The 18,213-nt window shown below is 42.2% G+C and carries 15 protein-coding genes; 12 read left to right on the plus strand and 3 right to left on the minus strand.

Annotation, left to right across the window (positions count from 1 at the left end; all coding sequences use genetic code 11):
* Nucleotides 1-65 precede the first annotated feature (65 nt).
* Nucleotides 66-2,213 (minus strand): M13 family metallopeptidase, encoded by a 2,148-nt coding sequence (locus tag HXT38_RS01485; RefSeq protein WP_004107446.1) that lies wholly within the window; start codon nucleotides 2,211-2,213, stop codon nucleotides 66-68.
* Nucleotides 2,214-2,304: 91 nt separating this feature from the next.
* On the opposite strand from HXT38_RS01485, the gene map reads away from it, so the two are divergent.
* The 12 genes from map to HXT38_RS01545 all read left to right on the plus strand — a co-directional run bounded on the left by map (nucleotide 2,305) and on the right by HXT38_RS01545 (nucleotide 16,490).
* Nucleotides 2,305-3,078, plus strand: coding sequence for a type I methionyl aminopeptidase (map, locus tag HXT38_RS01490; protein WP_004107450.1), 774 nt, complete (start codon nucleotides 2,305-2,307; stop codon nucleotides 3,076-3,078).
* Between the two features lie 80 nt (nucleotides 3,079-3,158).
* Nucleotides 3,159-4,295, plus strand: a complete 1,137-nt coding sequence (gene prfB / locus HXT38_RS01495) for a peptide chain release factor 2 (protein ID WP_004107453.1) — start codon at nucleotides 3,159-3,161, stop codon at nucleotides 4,293-4,295.
* Nucleotides 4,296-4,356: 61 nt separating this feature from the next.
* Nucleotides 4,357-5,748 carry a cell division ATP-binding protein FtsE gene (ftsE, locus tag HXT38_RS01500; protein WP_032842544.1) on the plus strand — a complete coding sequence of 464 codons (1,392 nt, stop codon included), beginning with the start codon at nucleotides 4,357-4,359 and terminating at the stop codon, nucleotides 5,746-5,748.
* Nucleotides 5,748-6,671 (plus strand): permease-like cell division protein FtsX, encoded by a 924-nt coding sequence (ftsX, locus tag HXT38_RS01505; protein ID WP_421791923.1) that lies wholly within the window; start codon nucleotides 5,748-5,750, stop codon nucleotides 6,669-6,671. Before ftsE ends, ftsX begins: the two co-directional genes overlap by 1 nt.
* A gap of 146 nt (nucleotides 6,672-6,817) precedes the next feature.
* Nucleotides 6,818-8,224 (plus strand): CHAP domain-containing protein, encoded by a 1,407-nt coding sequence (locus HXT38_RS01510; RefSeq protein ID WP_174191587.1) that lies wholly within the window; start codon nucleotides 6,818-6,820, stop codon nucleotides 8,222-8,224.
* A 134-nt stretch (nucleotides 8,225-8,358) separates the two neighbouring features.
* Nucleotides 8,359-8,856: an SsrA-binding protein SmpB gene (smpB, locus tag HXT38_RS01515; protein WP_004107461.1), complete on the plus strand. Its 498-nt coding sequence runs from the start codon at nucleotides 8,359-8,361 to the stop codon at nucleotides 8,854-8,856.
* A 275-nt stretch (nucleotides 8,857-9,131) separates the two neighbouring features.
* On the plus strand, nucleotides 9,132-10,040 hold the full coding sequence (locus tag HXT38_RS01520) for a transporter substrate-binding domain-containing protein (RefSeq protein WP_174191586.1): 909 nt from the start codon (nucleotides 9,132-9,134) through the stop codon (nucleotides 10,038-10,040).
* Between the two features lie 144 nt (nucleotides 10,041-10,184).
* Nucleotides 10,185-11,186 carry an amino acid ABC transporter permease gene (locus HXT38_RS01525; protein WP_174191585.1) on the plus strand — a complete coding sequence of 334 codons (1,002 nt, stop codon included), beginning with the start codon at nucleotides 10,185-10,187 and terminating at the stop codon, nucleotides 11,184-11,186.
* Between the two features lie 85 nt (nucleotides 11,187-11,271).
* Entirely contained in the window at nucleotides 11,272-12,060 is a 789-nt protein-coding gene (locus HXT38_RS01530; protein ID WP_004118860.1) for an amino acid ABC transporter ATP-binding protein, read from the plus strand.
* A 95-nt stretch (nucleotides 12,061-12,155) separates the two neighbouring features.
* Nucleotides 12,156-14,063: a glutamine--fructose-6-phosphate transaminase (isomerizing) gene (gene glmS / locus HXT38_RS01535; protein ID WP_004118863.1), complete on the plus strand. Its 1,908-nt coding sequence runs from the start codon at nucleotides 12,156-12,158 to the stop codon at nucleotides 14,061-14,063.
* 46 nt (nucleotides 14,064-14,109) lie between these two features.
* Nucleotides 14,110-15,540 (plus strand): ABC transporter substrate-binding protein, encoded by a 1,431-nt coding sequence (locus HXT38_RS01540; RefSeq protein WP_064340159.1) that lies wholly within the window; start codon nucleotides 14,110-14,112, stop codon nucleotides 15,538-15,540.
* Nucleotides 15,541-15,722: 182 nt separating this feature from the next.
* On the plus strand, nucleotides 15,723-16,490 hold the full coding sequence (locus HXT38_RS01545; RefSeq protein WP_004107486.1) for a type III pantothenate kinase: 768 nt from the start codon (nucleotides 15,723-15,725) through the stop codon (nucleotides 16,488-16,490).
* Between the two features lie 177 nt (nucleotides 16,491-16,667).
* Here HXT38_RS01545 and pdxT read toward each other — a convergent pair whose 3' ends face one another.
* Together pdxT and pdxS are read right to left on the minus strand one after the other, a co-directional pair.
* Nucleotides 16,668-17,267, minus strand: coding sequence for a pyridoxal 5'-phosphate synthase glutaminase subunit PdxT (gene pdxT, locus HXT38_RS01550; protein ID WP_421791926.1), 600 nt, complete (start codon nucleotides 17,265-17,267; stop codon nucleotides 16,668-16,670).
* Nucleotides 17,264-18,097, minus strand: coding sequence for a pyridoxal 5'-phosphate synthase lyase subunit PdxS (pdxS, locus tag HXT38_RS01555; protein WP_421792029.1), 834 nt, complete (start codon nucleotides 18,095-18,097; stop codon nucleotides 17,264-17,266). Before pdxS ends, pdxT begins: the two co-directional genes overlap by 4 nt.
* Nucleotides 18,098-18,213: the final 116 nt, after the last annotated feature.

Here is an 18,213-nt window from a genome sequence, read left to right on the forward strand (position 1 = left end):
GTAAAGAACGCTTGCAGGCTTTTCTATTTCTTATTTTCTATTTTCTGTGCTCAATTTGAGATGCTTTACCAAATGTGCACGCGCTCGCTTGGGTCGAGCCACATTTCGTCGCCTTCTTGAACATTGAAAGCATCGTAGAACAAGTCAACGTTGCGAGCAATGCCGTTAGTGCGGCATTCGGCTGGGGAGTGCGGGTCGATTTGAAGCAGCTGTTCCGCAATTTCATTACGAGCCTTGGAACGCCATACTAACGCGTAGCTTAAGAAGAATCGCTGCAAAGCAGTGAAACCATCTACTTCAGGAGCGTTAAGCAAGGTTTCGCGAATAGCATCATCACTTCCGTTGATTTCTTGTCCCTTGCTCTTTTGCAAGGCGAAAGCGTATGCTTTAAGCGCAATAGTCACGCCGCTTAAATCGCCAATATTTTCGCCGATTGTTAAAGCACCGTTTACGTGAGGCATCGCATTGCGCTCTTCTTTGCTCTTCAAGTGAGAGTACTTAACAATAAGCTGCGTTGGTGTGAAAGCATTGTATTGCTCAATAAGCTTCTTAGTGCGCTCAGTGAAGTTGGTTTTGTCTTCTTCAGTCCACCAATTGTTAAGTACGCCGTCGCCGTCGTATTCGCAACCTTGATCGTCAAAACCGTGACCGATTTCATGACCAATCACGGCACCAATAGCACCATAATTTGCTGCGTCTGGAGCGCTTGGGTTAAAGAATGGTGGTTGCAAAATAGCAGCTGGGAACACGATTACGTTCAGCAGAGGATCGTAGTAAGCGTTCACAGTTTGCGGAGTCATCTGCCACTCTTCGCGATCCACAGGATTTCCGGCTTTTGCAGTATTTTTACCAAAGCCAAATCGATAAACTTCGCGCATATTCTCAACTAAATCAGCGTCTTCCTTAATATTTAGCGCAGAGTAGTCAACCCAATGGTTTGTGTAACCAATATTTGGCTCAAATTTACTAATCTTTTCCAAAGCCTTCGCTTTAGTTTCCTCGCCAAGCCAGCTGCTGTGAGAAATCGACTCGCGGTAAGCGTTAATAAGATTGTCAACTAAGCCTTGCATGTATTCCTTAGAAGACTCAGGGAAATGCAATCGCACGTATTCGCGTCCAACTTCCTCGCCGCAGGCATCGTCAACAACTCCGACTGCTCGCTTCCAGCGGTCGCGTTGCTTTGTGGCTCCAGAAAGCACCTTGCCGTAGAAGTCGAATCTAGCTTCGGCAAAGTCTTCACTCAGTAAGATTGCCCAGCACAAAATCACGTGCACGCGTGCCCAAAGCTTTAAATCTTCTAAGTTAGTTTCCTGCCAAATCTTATTCAATCCTTCTATAAAGCTTGGCTCGTGAACTACTACTTTGCTAAAAGCTTCACGAAGATTGATTGGTTGATGTTCTGCTTCTTCGCAAGTTTCGTACGCTTTTTGTGCAGCATCTAAGAAAGCGTCGAGATTCAGCGCTTCAAGATTTTTTGCCAAATCAGCATAATTGCAAGGATTATAAGTTTTTTGAGAATCGCGAGTTGCCACGTTATCCCAATGATGCTTCGCGATTTTAGTTTCAACATTCAAAAAACGCTCGGCTTGAGCTTGGGTAGTGGCGGTATCTCCGTAACCAGCCAATCTCAACAACGAAGCTACCATTTTTACATATTCAGTGCGAATTGGAGCGTAGTTATCTTCGCGATAGTATGCTTCGTCTGGCAAGCCCAATCCCGATTGCTCAATATGCATAATATTCGTCTTAGGATCTTTAGGATCTCCGTAAACTCCAAAATAAAACATTGCATCTGGACCGCCGTACGGATTAAGCGCGCCAATAGTGCGAACCAAATCTTCCTTAGTTTCTGCTGAATCCACAGCGTCTAGATCGCCCTTAATTGGCGTAATTCCAGCTTTTTCAATAGATGCGGTATCCAAATAGTTACGGTATAAGGTTTGCGACTTTTTGGCTGGGCAATTTTCGTTTTCTAAAATATCTCGAATTTGCTTTTCTGCATCTTCTGCAAGCTTGTGGAAAGCACCATACATTGGTTTGTCTTCTGGGAGAGTGTAAGTGTCAATCCAAGGACCATTTACGTAACGGAATAAATCGTCTTGTGGACGAGTAGCCGACGAGAAGGAGGCAGGGTCGAAATCTACAGCAGAAATTTCCTTCTGCGATTCCTTATTATTACTATTATTACTATTGTTTTCATTGTTGTTAGACATGTGATTAGCTTACAAGTATTAAGCGACACTATTAGTTAGTATTTTCGCTATATTTTGCTTTATTTTCGTGCCTGCGCGTTAGTCTTGAAGCATGATTGAACTTAAAACTCCATCTGAAATTGAAGCGATGAAGCCTGCAGGTCGCTTCGTCGGTAGTATTCTTAAAGACTTGAAAGCAATGACCAAAGTTGGCACGAATCTTCTTGAGATTGATGACTTCGTTCGTCAGCGAATTATGAGCCGCAAAGGTGCGTCTTCTTGCTATGTTGATTACGCTCCTGATTTTGGTACAGGTCCTTTTGCGCACTATATTTGCACTTCTGTAAACGATGCTGTCCTTCACGGAGTTCCTTTTGATTATAACCTTAAAGACGGCGATTTGTTGACCCTTGATTTGGCAATTAACGTCGATGGATGGGTTGGTGATTCCGCTATTAGTTTTGTGGTTGGAAAGCATGCTGATCCTGAGGATTTACGCTTAATTAAGTGCACTGAGGAAGCTCTTGAGGCTGGTATTAATATGGCTCAGCCTGGCAACCGTCTTGGCGATATTTCTGCAGCTGTTGGTTGCGTTGCTCACGAGTATGGTTATAGCGTAAATCTTGAGTTTGGCGGTCACGGAGTCGGTCATATTATGCACGGCGATCCGCATGTTCCTAACGATGGAACTGCTCACCATGGCTACAAGCTTCGCCCAGGTCTTGTGATTGCAATTGAGCCATGGTTCTTAAAGACTACTGACGAAATTTACCAGGATCCTAAGGATGGTTGGACTCTTCGCTCTGCTGATGGTTCTCGCGGTGCACACACTGAGCATACGATTGCAATTACGGAAAACGGTCCTGAGATTTTGACCGTGCGCTAAACTTATCAATAGTTGATTTTGTAAGTATTTTGCGAGTAGTAATTGCGTAAAACAGGTATGTAAAGAGGTACTTTAAGTAAATGGCGGAATTTGATTTTTCCCAAGCGTTAAATGATGTTGAAGCAAAGTATTCTTTGATTTCTAAAGCACTAGATGTCGATTCGTTGAAGGCTACGATTGCTGATTTAGAAAAGCAGGCTGCAGAGCCTGGACTTTGGGACGATTCTGAGCATGCTCAGCAAGTCACGAGTAAGCTTTCTGCAGCTCAGTCTCAATTGAAGCGTTTGCAAGCTGTTGAACAGCGTATTGAAGATACTAAGACTTTAATTGAGCTTGGTGAAGAAGAAGGCGATGCTGATTCAATGAATGAGGCTCAAGAAGAGCTTGGAAATATTGCTCACGAGTTGGACGATATGGAAGTTCAGACTCTTCTTGACGGCGAGTATGACGCTCGTTCTGCGGTTGTTACGATCCGTTCTGGTGCGGGCGGTGTGGATGCTGCCGATTTTGCTCAAATGCTTCTTCGTATGTACTTGCGCTGGGCTGAGCGAAACGGCTATAAAACTAAGATGATGGACACGTCTTATGCAGAAGAAGCTGGTATTAAATCAGCCACTTTCCAAGTGGATGCCCCGTACGCGTATGGTCGTCTTTCTGTAGAAGGTGGCACTCACAGAATGGTTCGTATTTCGCCATTCGACAATCAAGGACGTCGCCAAACTGGTTTTTCTGCTGTTGAAGTAATTCCTCTTGTTGAAGCTACGGATCATATTGATATTCCGGATTCGGATATTCGCGTGGATACTTTCCAAGCTTCAGGGCCAGGAGGTCAGGGCGTGAACACTACGTATTCTGCTGTTCGTATTACGCATTTGCCAACCGGCTTGGTTGTTTCTATGCAAGATGAGCGAAGCCAGATTCAGAACCGCGCCGCTGCAATGGCAGTTTTGCAATCGCGTTTGCTTGTGCTTAAGCATGCTGAGGAAGCTGCAAAAAAGAAGGAACTTGCTGGAGATATTAAGGCAAGTTGGGGTGATCAAATGCGCTCCTACGTGCTTCACCCTTATCAGATGGTGAAGGATTTGCGCACTGGCTACGAAACTTCGCAAACTCAGGCTGTTTTTGACGGCGATATTGACGGTTTTATTGAAGCTGGTATTCGTTGGCGTCACGAGCAGCGAGTCGCAGCTCAAAAAGAAGCTGAAGCAGAATCTTAAAAAACTAAAGCTAGAACTAAAAACCAACGATTACACATAATCTTCGGAAGGAATTGAAACAATGTCGCTGATTTCATTAGATCATGTGTCAAAAATATATCCTCGAGGTACACGTCCTGCATTAGACGATGTGTCTTTGCATGTAGATCGCGGAGATTTTGTGTTTCTTGTTGGCGCTTCCGGTTCTGGTAAAACTACATTGCTTAGTTTGCTGCTTCGCGAAGAAGAAGCAAATGGTGGGGAAATTCACGTAGCTGGTAACGATTTGCGCAGACTTTCTAACCGACAGGTGCCGCAGTATCGTAGATCTCTTGGCTTTATTTTTCAGGATTATAAGCTGCTTAATAATAAAACAGTTTACCAAAATGTTGCTTTTGCTTTGGAAGTGATCGGCACGAGTCGGTCTACGATTCGTTCACTTGTTCCTCGTGTTCTTGAAACGGTTGGTTTGACTGGTAAAGAAAATAATTACCCACATGAGCTTTCTGGTGGTGAGGCGCAGCGAGTTGCAATTGCTCGCGCATATGTCAATCACCCTCAAATTATTCTTGCAGATGAGCCTACTGGTAATTTGGATCCAACTACTTCTCTTGGAATTATGGAAGTTTTGGATGCTATTAACCGAACTGGCACAACGATTGTTATGGCTACGCATAATGAGGAAATTGTGAACTCAATGCGTAAGCGCGTTGTGGAGCTTCATGCCGGCAAAATTGTGCGTGATGAGCGTGAAGGATCATATGATTCTGCATTGTATTTCCCGGATAGTGAAGTTGAGCATAATTCTAAAGCACAACAAACTGTTGAAAATTCTCAAGATCAATCAGATCGTGATGCTCAAAAATCAATTGCTCAATCTGAGCATACTGAACGTCATAAGAGGCTTTCTAAAAAAGCTCAACGTGCTGCTCAGGCGCGTGAAGTTGTTGACATGGTAACGCAATCGTTGAAGAGTGATACTTCAGAGAATGAAGGAATTGCACGTTTGGCTCAGTCTGTCCATTCTGGCAGGACTGGTCGTTATGGCGAAGTGTTCCAGTCTTTGGAAACAACAATGACTTGGGGACGTGGATTGATTTCTGCAAACGATAATGAAGATGTTGAAGAGAATGATTCAGAAGTTGAGATTTCGGAAGATAATAAAGGATCCTATGAAACTGCCGAATCTCACGAAACTGCTGAAACTAATGAAACTAATGAAACTACTGAATCTACTGAATCTACTGAAAACTCTGAAGTGAGCGGAGAATCACAATCCGAAACTAGCGATGAGTTGCAATCAGAAGCAGAAAGTAAGTTGCAATCCGATGCTGAATCTGAGCGTAAATCTCAGCTTCCTCCTATGCCTCCAGCTCCGCCTAAGCCACCTGTTGCAGCTGAAAATACTAATAATGAGAACATTAGTGTTGACGATAGCAATAATGACATTAATAAAACTGAAGGAGCAGAGTAATGCGTTTACGATTTATTTTTTCCGAAACTTGCATTAGTTTGCGTCGTAATGTTTCGATGATTCTTTCGGTTATGCTTGTAACGTTCATTTCTTTCCTTTTTATTGGTGTTTCAGTGCTTATGCAAGCGCAGATTACCAAGGCAAAAGGTGACTGGTATGACAAAGTAGAAGTGGTTGCCTGGCTGTGCCCGGATGGAACTAGCCAATCTCCTTCTTGTGCTTCTGGAAAAGCGCCTACTAGTGCCGAAATTGTAAAATTGGAGCATATTATTCACCAAGAATTAGGCGATGATGTTTCAAATATCACTTATGTTAGCCGCAACGAATTTTATAAAAACACATTCTTAAAGCAATATCCTAACGGAATGTATCAAGGACGTACTTTAACTGCGGCAGACATGCAAGATTCGTTGCGCTTGAAGCTTACTAATCCTATGAAATATCAGGTTGTTTCAGAAGTTCTTTCTGGACGCGATGGTGTGGAAGAAGTTGTTGATCAGCGTCAGATTTTTGATCCTGTTTTCAGTGTGCTTAATCGCGCTACTGTTGTGACAATTGTGCTTGCAGCGGTTATGGTTGTTGTGGCTATTATGCTTACTGGCACTACGATTCGAATGTCTGCTGCTAGCCGTCGTCAAGAAACCGAAATTATGCGCTTAGTTGGTGCCTCTAACTGGACTATTCGTATGCCGTTTATTCTTGAAGGAGCGTTCGCGTCGTTTGTAGGTTCTTTACTTGCTGGTGCTGCGCTAAGTTTAGTAGTTAAAATTTTTGTAACTGATTGGCTTGCGCGGAATGTGCGTTGGATGCCATTTGTTACTCAAACAACTGTGTGGCTATGCGTTCCAATACTTGTAGCTGGTGCAGTGGTGTTATCTATAGTTGCTTCTGCTATTGCTTTGAGACGATACTTAAAAGCTTAAAATGCAAAATAATAGGTGTGTAATTATTTGCGTTATTTTCGTATGAGTATTGTAAAAGTACTATTTTAGAAGATTTGAAGTAGAAACTCGCGTGATTCCTTGCATTACGGTATAATTCGCAATAGTGATGTTGAAAGGGAAGTGATATGAGCGAAGATCGACATAGCATGTATGCAATTCGACGCACTCATACTGTAGTGAGTTTAATAGTTGCTATTTCAATGATGTTTGCTGGTGTTGCTGGTGCATTATTTAATGCGTCTACAGCAAGTGCTGTCAACATGAAGGAATATAGGCGCAAAATACAACGAAACGAGAATTTGAAGCGCCAACTTGCTGGCGTAAGTAAACAACTTGCAAATAAGATCATTGAATTGAATGATTTAAATGAACATAAAATTCCAAATCAAATACGAGCTGCTCAACAAGCAGAAGAGCAAGCTTCTCAGGCGCGCAGTCTTGTAGAATCAACGCAGCAGCGTCTAGAGTCTGCACAAAAAGATAAGCGTGATTTGGAAGAGAAAATTAAAAAAACTGGTGAAGATTTTGATGATGCTAAGGCTGCTGTAGCACAGCTTGCTCGTAAGAGTTTCCATGGTTCTCAGGCATCTAATGTTATGGATATTGTTACTAAATCAACTACTACAGAACAGTTTGTTGGAAAGTTACAATCCGAGGCTGCTGTTGCTAGAAGTGAAGCAAATGCTGCTAATGATGCTGCTATTAAGTTGAATACTTCTATGAATCGTCGTCAGCGTTTGGCTGCTATTGAAGCAGAAATAACCAAGTTAAAGCAGCAGGCGGATACCCAAGCGCAAAGTGCTCAAATCGCTGCGAAAGCTGCCAATGATCGCAAAAAGTCCTTGCAAAGTTTGCGAGATCATGGTGAAGAGATTCGTAAGCAGCTGGAAGGTCAAAAGAGTAGTTTGACTTCTCAGTCTGCGCGTGAGGCTGCAGAAATTATAGCAATGAAATCTGCCATCGATGCTCAAGCGCGTGCTCTTGCTAATAAGTCATTCGCTAAAGCCGATCCGAATGCTGGTAATCGTCAGCAATTGAATGGAAGTTCTGGGAAGAATGTTTACCTTCCTCCGATGCAACTTTCTAATGGCTCTGCTAATGGTATGAATTATACTGTTCCTGGAAATTGCGCAGAAGGTTCTAAGTTCTGCTACGGGCATAATACTGGAAACACTGTTGGTGGTTCTGCTTATCCTGCTCGTCAATGCACGTTATGGGCTTATTTGCGTCGTTCGCAACTTGGTCTGCCTGTTGGCTCCTACATGGGTAATGGTGCTGAGTGGGCGAATACTGCTCGTAGGCTTGGATATTTAGTTAATAGAATTCCACATGTTGGTGCTGTTATGGTGTTTGCTCGTGGCCAACGTGTTGGTAATTGGAATGCTGATTGGCAATATGGACATGTTGCGGTTGTGGAACGTGTGAATGCTGATGGATCAGTTCTTATTTCTGAAGGTGGAACTGGTTTTGCAACATTCCCTGCTTATGAAACTATTTATAATCCAGGCGATTATGAGTACATTCATTATTAAATATAAGCACTTCATAGTTTTCAATTTATTGAAATTGAAAACGTTGTAAGATTTACGACTTATTGTTCTTGCCATAAGATAGTAGTATCTTATGGCAAGTTTCTTTTGTGTGTGATGTGTACTGGAGGGGAATTATGGCAAATAAGCCTGCGCAAGATGGCACTGTTACTGTGGCACAAAACCGTAAAGCGCATCATGATTATGTAATTGAAGATTGTTATGAAGCAGGTCTTGCTCTTACTGGTACTGAAGTTAAGTCACTTCGCGAAGGGCGTGCTTCTTTAGCTGAATCATTTGTGAATATTGATCGTCGTGGTGAAATGTGGCTTGAAGGAGCAAATATTCCTGAATATTTAAACGGCACATGGAATAATCATGCTCCTAAGCGCAAGCGTAAGCTTCTGCTTCATGCTGCTGAGATTGCTAAGCTTTCTAGGCAAACTGAGGCGAAAGGCTACACTGTTGTGCCTTTGCGTTTGTATTTTAAGGGAAGCTACGTAAAAGTAGAAATTGCTTTAGCGCGCGGTAAAAAGGAATTTGATAAGCGTCAGGCTTTGCGTGAGGAGCAAGATAAGCGAGAGGCTTTGCGTGAAATGCGTTACCGTAATCTGCGTTCTCGTAGTATTGATTAAGAGTTGATGTTTCTTTTTATACGTTTTTGAAACACATGTGCGCTTCGTATGGGATAGAAAGTGCGACAATACGACACGCACATATTATACATTATTGCGAATAATATGCAGTTTTTGTTTATGAAAAGCATAATTATTGTGCAGATGTACTGCATGAGTATCTTCGTATATTCAATAATCGTATAAAAGGCTGTTGAATTTGTAGGGTTATCGTGTATAGTTATACACATTAATGCAAATTATAGATTCTTAGTACATACATGAGGAGAAGAACTATGTTTAAATCTATGAAGCCTGTTGCTATTGTTGCATCTTTAGTAATGATTGGCAGTATTGCTGCATGTGGACCTGCTGATTCTAAAGAAGCAGACCCTGATGTTGCTCGTAGCTATGATATAAGTCATGTGCAAAAAGATGATGCTGTTGCAGCATTGGTACCAGCAGAAGTTGCAAAAACAGGAGAGTTAACTGTTGGTGTAAACGTAAGTTATGCCCCTGCAGAATTCTTTGCTGCAGACGGTAAAACTCCTGTAGGTTACGAAATTGATTTTTCGAAGGCTCTTGCAAAGGTCATGGGCTTAAAAGCAAAAATTATGCATGCTCAGTTTGACTCAATCATTCCAGCAATAGGAAGCAAATATAATGTCGGTATTTCTGGTTTTACAGTAAATGCTGAACGTATGAAGTCTGTAGACTTTATTACTTATGCCAACGCAGGCTTGTCTTTTGAAGTGCGCAAGGGAAATCCTACTAAGGTAGATCCAAAGAACCTTTGTGGCAAGAAAGTAACTTTGGAAACTGGAACTGTTGGCGAACCTATTATGGAGGAAGCAAAGAAACAGTGCGCAGCTAAAGGGAATAAGCCTCTTGAAATCATGAGCTTCAAGGAGCAAACTGACGCAACTACCGCACTTCTTTCCGGTCGCGCTGATGTTATGTATGCAGATACTCCTGTTGCCGGTTACGCTTCAATTAAGAATCCTGGAAAGCTTGAAATTTTGGAAAACAGCAAGGATTCTGAACCAATGGGAGCGGCTGTTAAAAAGGGTGATGCAGCGATGTTGAAGGCTGTAAAAGCTGGTATTGATAAGCTTATGAAGTCCGGCATCTACAAGGATATCTTGAAGAAGTGGGGCGTTGAAGATGTTGCTATTGAAAAGTCTGTAGTTAATCCAAAACTATAAAACTTTAGCTATCAAACTTTAGCTATCAAATAATTGAATAATTATCTAAAATGATATCGTTAATCTGAGTCGTGATTTAATTCTCGGCTCAGATTGTTTCTTTACTTTGCTGTTTTTGTATAAACGTACTTATTGGAGCATATTTTGAATTCTTTAATTGGTAACTCTGCTAAGAGCAAGTCCGGAGTAGCTAACTCTGAACGTATTTTGCCAGTAAAAAAGCCAGGACCTATTATTGCCGGAGTCATTGTAGCTGTAATAGCATGTTCGCTTCTTTACAGTATTATTACTAACCCTCGTTTTGAATGGGAAGTAGTTGGAATATATCTAATAAGCGATAATGTGCTTTCTGGTATTGGCTGGACGTTACTTCTTACGCTAATTGCTATGGTAATTTCAATCGTGTTTGCTGTAGGCTTAGCGATGATGCGTAAGTCAGTTAATCCTGTGCTTCGTGGCGTAAGTTGGTTCTTTATTTGGTTTTTCCGTGGTACTCCTGTTTATACGCAGCTTGTATTTTGGGGCATGTTTGCGGTTCTTGTGCCGAGAATTGGTATTGGTATTCCTTTTACTTCTGTAGAATTTTGGTCTATTGATTCTAATGTAATTATGACTTCTCTTACTGCTGCTGTAGTTGGTTTGTCTTTGAATGAATCGGCTTATTTGTCGGAAATTGTTCGCGCAGGATTGGAAGCTGTCGATAGTGGACAAGTTGAAGCTGCTAAGGCTCTTGGAATGGGTAGAGCTTTAACTATGAGGCGTATAATTCTTCCTCAAGCAATGCGTATTATTGTTCCTCCGCTTGGTAACGAAACAATCGGTATGCTAAAAACGACTTCGTTAGTTCTTGCAGTTCCGTTTACTCTTGAATTGCAATTTGCTACAAATGCTATTGCTAACCGTATCTATAAACCAATTCCGCTTCTTCTTGTTGCGAGTATTTGGTATTTGATTATTACTTCCATTTTGATGGTTTTGCAATACATGCTCGAGAAGCATTTTGCTAAAGGTTTTGAAGCAAGAGATATTGTAAAGCATGCTCAACTTAATACTGATTCTGATCAGCGCGGCGATCAATCATTAGATGCTAAACGGAAAAATGTTAAAGGACGAAATGATGCTGCTATGCTCGGATTTAATGCCTAAATAAACGCATAATAGCTTAAATTTTAAATATTTTTCTTTGTAAACTTTAAATTTTGCATGAAACAAACAAATTGGATGTGAATAAATGGTAGAAGCAAAATCTAATCTTCCTGCGGTTGCTATTAACGACGTGCAGAAATCTTTCGGTCAATTGCATGTACTTAACGGTATTAATATGACAGTGAATCCAGGTAGCGTAACAGTTATTTTGGGTCCGTCCGGTTCTGGAAAATCGACGTTATTGCGTTTAATTAATCAACTAGAAACTTTGACTGCAGGAAGTATAAGTATTTATGGCGAGCGCATCGGTGTAAAGCAAGTAATGCATAAAGGTGAGAAATGTCTGCAGGCTCTTAACGACAAAGAAATTGCTCAACAGCGTGCGAAGCTTGGCATGGTATTCCAGCGTTTTAATTTATTCCCTCATATGACGGCTTTAGAGAACGTTATGGAAGCTCCTGTTCATGTTATGCATATGAAAGCTCAAGAAGCGCGCGATTTAGCTATTGAAGAACTAAAGCGAGTTGGCATGGATGAGCGTATGAACCATTATCCTGCAGAACTTTCAGGCGGTCAGCAGCAGCGCGTTGCAATTGCTCGCGCTCTTGCTATGAAACCGGAAATTATGCTATTTGACGAGCCAACATCTGCGCTAGATCCAGAGCTTGTAGGTGAAGTGTTAACCGTTATGCGAAATCTTGCTAAAGATGGCATGACTATGATTGTAGTAACTCACGAAATTGGTTTTGCGCGTGAGGTTGCAGATCAGGTTGTGTTTATGGATGGCGGTGTCATAGTTGAGCAGGGTAGTGCAGATATTATTACTAATCCGCAAACTGATCGTTTTAAAGATTTCCTAAATCACGTATTGTAATTTACGTAAGAAACGTATCTTATTTATGTAGTTTTGCATAGTTTTTGTGTGCTTCTCTGGCGTGCACTCGCTCGCATAACGTACAATAGAAGATTATGTGTGGCATTGTAGGATACGCAGGTTTTGGAAAAGTTTGTGCAAAACCTTTAGAAGTTTGTTTAGGTGGGTTAGAGCGTCTAGAATATCGCGGATATGACTCTTCGGGCGTAGCTTTAGTTGCTCCTGGGATGAAATGTGCGACTGTGAGAAAGAAAGCTGGTCGTTTATCTGTTCTTCGCAATGATATTGATGCAAACCCTATGCCTGAAGCGAGTGCAGCTATTGGTCATACTCGTTGGGCTACTAATGGTGCTCCTTGTGACATTAATGCGCATCCTCATACTAGTGCAGATGGCAAAATCGCGCTTATTCATAATGGCATTATTGAAAATGCTGTTGTATTAAAAGAGCAGCTTCACGAAGAAGGATACGAATTTTCTTCTCAAACAGATACTGAAGTTGCTGCAAAATTACTTGGCAAAATTGCGAATGATATTGTAAACGAAACTGGTAAGCCTGATTTATTCACAGCTCTTCGTCGTACTGCAAAAATGTTAAAAGGAGCTTTCACATTACTTGCTGTTGACGTTCGTCAGCCTGGTATTGTGGCTGCTGTTCGTCACGATTCGCCTTTGGTCGTAGGTCTTGGAGACGGTGAATATTTCCTTGGCTCTGACGTTGCAGCTTTTGTTGCTTATACGGATCGAGTCTTGGAAGTTGGTCAAGATCAAGCTGTGTGCATTGGAGATGTAGATGGCAGCGGCAAGGCATCTTTGCTTCTAACTGATTTTGACAATAATATTGTTGAAAATCCTACTTGTTTTACGGTTGATTGGGATGCTTCTGCAGTAGAAAAAGGCGGTTGGGATTCCTTTATGGATAAGGAAATTCATGAGGATCCACATGCTGTCGCTGACACTTTGCGAGGTCGCTTTGATGCGCAAGGAAATATTGTGCTAGATGAAGTGCATATTAGCCAAGATGTTTTGCGTTCAATAGATAAAATTATTGTTGTTGCTTGCGGAACTGCAAGTTATGCCGGATTGGTTGCAAAATATGCTATCGAGCATTGGGTTCGTGTGCCTGTAGAAGTTGAATTAGCGCATGAGTTTAGATATCGTGATCCTATTTTGACTCATCGCACGCTGGTTGTTGCTATTTCGCAATCTGGTGAAACAATGGACACGCTTATGGCTTTGCGCCATGCGCGCGAGCAAGGTAGTCGAGTTCTTGCAATTTGCAATACGCAAGGTTCTAGCATTCCGCGCGAATCTGATGCAGTTCTTTACACGCATGCAGGTCCAGAAATAGCAGTTGCATCTACTAAAGCTTTTGTTGCGCAAATAGTTGCAGCCTATATGCTTGGTCTGTTTTTGGCGCAAGTAAAAGGCACTATGTATCGCGACGAAATTCAGCAAATCGTTGCGCAATTAAAAGAGATGCCGGATAAAATTCAGCATGTACTTGATACACAATCTGAATCAATTATGAAAGCTGCTGAGCATACTCTGGAAGCTAAATCTTTCCTTTTCTTAGGTCGACATGTTGGATATCCTGTTGCGCTAGAAGGTGCGTTGAAGCTTAAGGAAATTGCGTATACCTTTACTGAAGGTTTTGCTGCGGGTGAGCTTAAGCACGGTCCTATTGCGCTTGTAGATGAAGGTGAGCCGGTAGTTGTGATTGTGCCATCTTCTCGCGGTCGTGATGTGCTTCATGCGAAAGTTATTTCTGGAATTGAAGAAGTTAAAGCGCGCGGAGCTTTCACTATAGCTGTTGCAGAAGAGGGTGATCCAGATGCTTCTCGCTATGCAGATATTGTGTTCTGGCGTCCTAAATGTGCGACTTTGCTAAGTCCTCTTGTAGATGTAGTTGCATTGCAATTATTTGCAATGGATATGGCAAAGTTAAAAGGTTATGATGTTGATAAGCCTCGTAATCTTGCAAAGTCTGTAACTGTTGAGTAAGCGCATAACAACGTTGAGTAACATAAAGTAACGGATGGCAAATCTTATGTCTGCATTTGCAAGAATTTTGCAACAACGCAATCATTTTGGACGCTTGCTTCTGTCGATACTTTGTGTTTTTTCTTTGCTGTTTTCTTGCGGATGCGGAACTAAAGATTCTAGAACTCAAATTAGTGTTTGGTCTTGGGAACCAAGCATGAAACGACTTGCTGAAGAATTTGAATTACATAATCCAGATGTTCATGTAACTGTAAAAGATACTAGCGGATATAGCAATCTTAATAGCGCTATTCAAGATGGCTATGGTATGCCAGATATTGTTCAATTAGAATATTTTGCTCTTCCGCAATATGCTGTAAGTGGACAGCTTTTAGATATTACTGATCGTGTGAAAAATACTCGCACATTCTATACTCCTGGAACATGGTCTTCTGTGCAACTTGGTGGACGTGTTTACGGTTTGCCAATGGATTCTGGCCCAATGGCTTGGTTTTATAATGATGACGTGTTTAAGCAGGCTGGTGTAGATGCCACAAAAATACACACTTGGGAAGATTACCGTCACGCTGCTCGTAAGCTTAAAGATATCGGTGTGTATATTGCAGCAGACTCAGGTGACGCAAGTTTTTATAACGCTATGATTTGGCTTGCAGGTGGACACCCGTTTATGACTTCTCATGATGGGAAAACAGTTACTGTTAGATTGAGCAAAGATAAGGGTACTGAAGAGTTTACAAAGTTCTGGCAATCAATGATTGATGAAGGATTGATTGACATTAGAACTACAACTTGGAGTCAACGCTGGAAGAACGGTGTTGGAGCTGGCAAGATTGCTTCTGTTTTCTCAGGAGCCTGGATGCCGTCTTTGCTTCTGGAAAATGTGCCTGGAACTGCAGGATTGTGGAAGGTGACGAATGTGCCAACTATGCACGGAGAAAAGCGTAATGCAGAAATGGGCGGTTCTTCGTTATCTGTGCTTAAATCGAGTCGTAAGCCTGAAGCAGCAATGCGATTTGTGAATTTTGTATGCCATGATATGCATGGAATTCGTACTCGTGTCAATGGTGGAGCGTTTCCTGCAGATGTTGTTACGCTTAGAGATAAGTCATTTTTAGATAGAGCTACTATTCGTGATTCACGAGGCATTGATATACCTTATTTTGGCGGCCAGAAGTTTAATCGTGTATTTGCAGATGCCGCTAATCGCGTGGATACGGGATACAGGTATTTGCCTTTTGAAGTGTATTCGCGAAGTGATTTTAGAGCAACTATGGGTCAAGCATATGACTGGAGTGTTAAATCTTTAGCTAGATTAAACGTGCAAGCCATGATTGATGCTGGTGTTACTCAAGATGATGGAAGTAAATTGTGGCTTCCAGATGATCCTGGTAAACGTATTTCTTTAAAAGATGGTCTTTTATTGTGGGAAAAAGATCTTCAAGAATATGGTTACAATCAAGGATTTGTAGTTAGATAATTTCGTAACGTATTAAAATTAAGTGATTTCGTAAAAGCAGCTTAATTTTGCGTAAAAGTAAGATCATTAGCAAAAGTAGTATAAATACAATAGGATAGTATAAATACACATACAATACGTGCGCGCGTGATTGCAGATTAACTTAATTAATCCGTAAATGTCAATATAGGAAGTAGGCACACATGTTATTAGCAGTAGACATTGGTAATACGAATATTGTGCTGGGTTTTTTGGAAAATAACCAAATTGTTGGCACTTATCGTATGACAACAAAGTCTAATCATACATCAGACGAGTATGGCATTATGATTGCGCAATTTTTGCATTTAAGCGGATTTACAATAAACGATGTTGAAGATGTTATCGTTGCTTCTGTTGTGCCGAAAGTTATGCATTCATTCCGTGCTAGTATTATCAAATTTCTTCATATTGATCCTATGATTGTAGGTCCTGGTGTTAAAACCGGTATGAATATTCGTATTGATGAGCCAAGAACTCTTGGCGCGGATTGTTTAGCTGATTGCGTTGGTGCGTTTAGTGAGTATGGAGGATCTGTACTAGTTATTGATTTTGGTACGGCAACAACTTACAACTATATAGATAAAAGTGGTGCTATTACTTGCGGACTTATTTGCACAGGTATTCGTACTGCAGCTGCGGCACTTTGGGATAACACGGCTCAGCTTCCAGAAGTGGAAATAGCTAGACCGCAGTCTGTTCTTGCAAAATCTACTAAACTCGCAATGCAAGCTGGATTATATTACAGCTTCTTGGGTGGAATTGAGCGTACAATTGCACAATTTAAAACTGAAATAGACGAGCCATTTAAGGTAGTTGCTACTGGTGGTTTGGGTAGGCTTTTTGAAAATGACGTGCAATCGATTGACTATTACGATCCGGATCTTATTTTCAAAGGTATGGCTTCGATTTATCAGCGAAACTTGCGCTAATAGTAAATATCGTTTATTTGTTGTTTTTTGCTCAAAACGTGGGTAATTTTGCTCGTGTTTGGAGGGTTTTGGGTTGTGTTGTGCTCCAAATGTGAGGGAGGTCTGTCTTCGTCTTTATTGACGAAGACAGACCTCCCTTGCAAGGCTTTTTGTATTTACGAAAGATTGCAAATTCGATTACAAATCCAGGAAAAGCTGATGGATTCGCATATCGTCGTCAAGCTCCGGGTGGAAGGATGTGCCGATTTGCTTTCCTTGGCGCGCGGCGACAACATGACCATCTACAGTTGCAAGAGCTTTGGCATTAGAGCCTACTTCTGCAATGTAAGGCGCGCGAATAAACGTCATCGGCACATTGCCTAGCTCACCAAACTCAGCCTCGCAATGGAAGCTTCCGAGCTGGCGTCCGTAAGCATTGCGTTTAACTGTTACGTCTAAAGTGCCAAAACCGTTTACTTCGTCACCTTCCACGTTTTTCGCAAGCAAAATCAAACCTGCGCAAGTGCCAAGAACAGGCATTCCTTCTGCAATGCGCTCGCGCAAAGGTTCGAGCATATTTTGCTCACGAAGAAGCTTAGCTTGCACAGTGCTTTCGCCGCCCGGAAGTACTAAGCGGTCAAAAGACTGCTCCAAGTCGCGCGCTTGACGAAGTTCAATAACGTGCGCGCCTAATTTTTCAAGCATTAAGCGATGTTCAAGAAAAGCACCTTGAACAGCTAAAACTGCTACAGTATGAGCGGAGTTATCAGTATTGGTAGGTGAGTTTGACAAAATCACTCGCCTCGCTCAGCCATTAAAAGCTTGATTTCCTGCTCGTTAATGCCAACCATAGCTTCGCCCAAGTTTTCGGAAAGTTGAGCAATCATCTTGGCATCCTTGTAATTAGTTACAGCCTTAACGATTGCGGCAGCGCGCTTTGCTGGGTCTCCAGACTTAAAGATGCCGGAGCCAACGAATACGCCTTCGGCACCAAGCTGCATCATTAAAGCAGCGTCGGCTGGGGTAGCAACGCCGCCGGCTGCGAAGTTAACAACAGGAAGCTTGCCGTTTTGTGCAATGTATTTTACGAGTTCGAAAGGCACGCGCAAATTTTTGGCTTCTTCAAAAAGCTCATCCTCGCGCATGCTTGTAAGCTTACGAATTGCGGAATTCATCATGCGCATGTGACGCACAGCCTGAATCACGTCTCCAGTTCCAGGCTCGCCCTTAGTGCGAATCATGGAAGCACCTTCGTTAATTCGGCGCAAAGCTTCGCCCAAATCCTTAGCGCCGCAAACGAAAGGCACAGCAAAATCGCGCTTATTGATGTGATACACGTCGTCGGCTGGAGAAAGCACTTCGCTTTCGTCGATGTAGTCGATCTCGATAGCTTCAAGCACTTGTGCTTCAACAAAGTGACCGATACGGCATTTTGCCATAACAGGAATAGATACAGCCTCTTGAATGCCGTGAATCATTGCTGGGTCGCTCATACGAGAAACGCCGCCGGCTGCGCGAATATCAGCAGGAATACGTTCCAAAGCCATAACTGCGCACGCGCCAGAATCCTCAGCAATTCGCGCCTGCTCTGGGGTGGTGACATCCATAATCACGCCGCCTTTAAGCATTTGTGCCAGTTGACGGTTCAATGCTGTACGGTCTTCGCCGCTTTTGTTTTGCGGATCCGAGGATTCGTTCACAGTTACCGTAGTATTCAAGTTCTCAGCCATCATTCCTCGCTTTA

The organism is Gardnerella sp. DNF01157 (genome assembly GCF_049244225.1).
Classification (GTDB): Bacteria; Actinomycetota; Actinomycetes; order Actinomycetales; family Bifidobacteriaceae; genus Bifidobacterium; species Bifidobacterium leopoldii.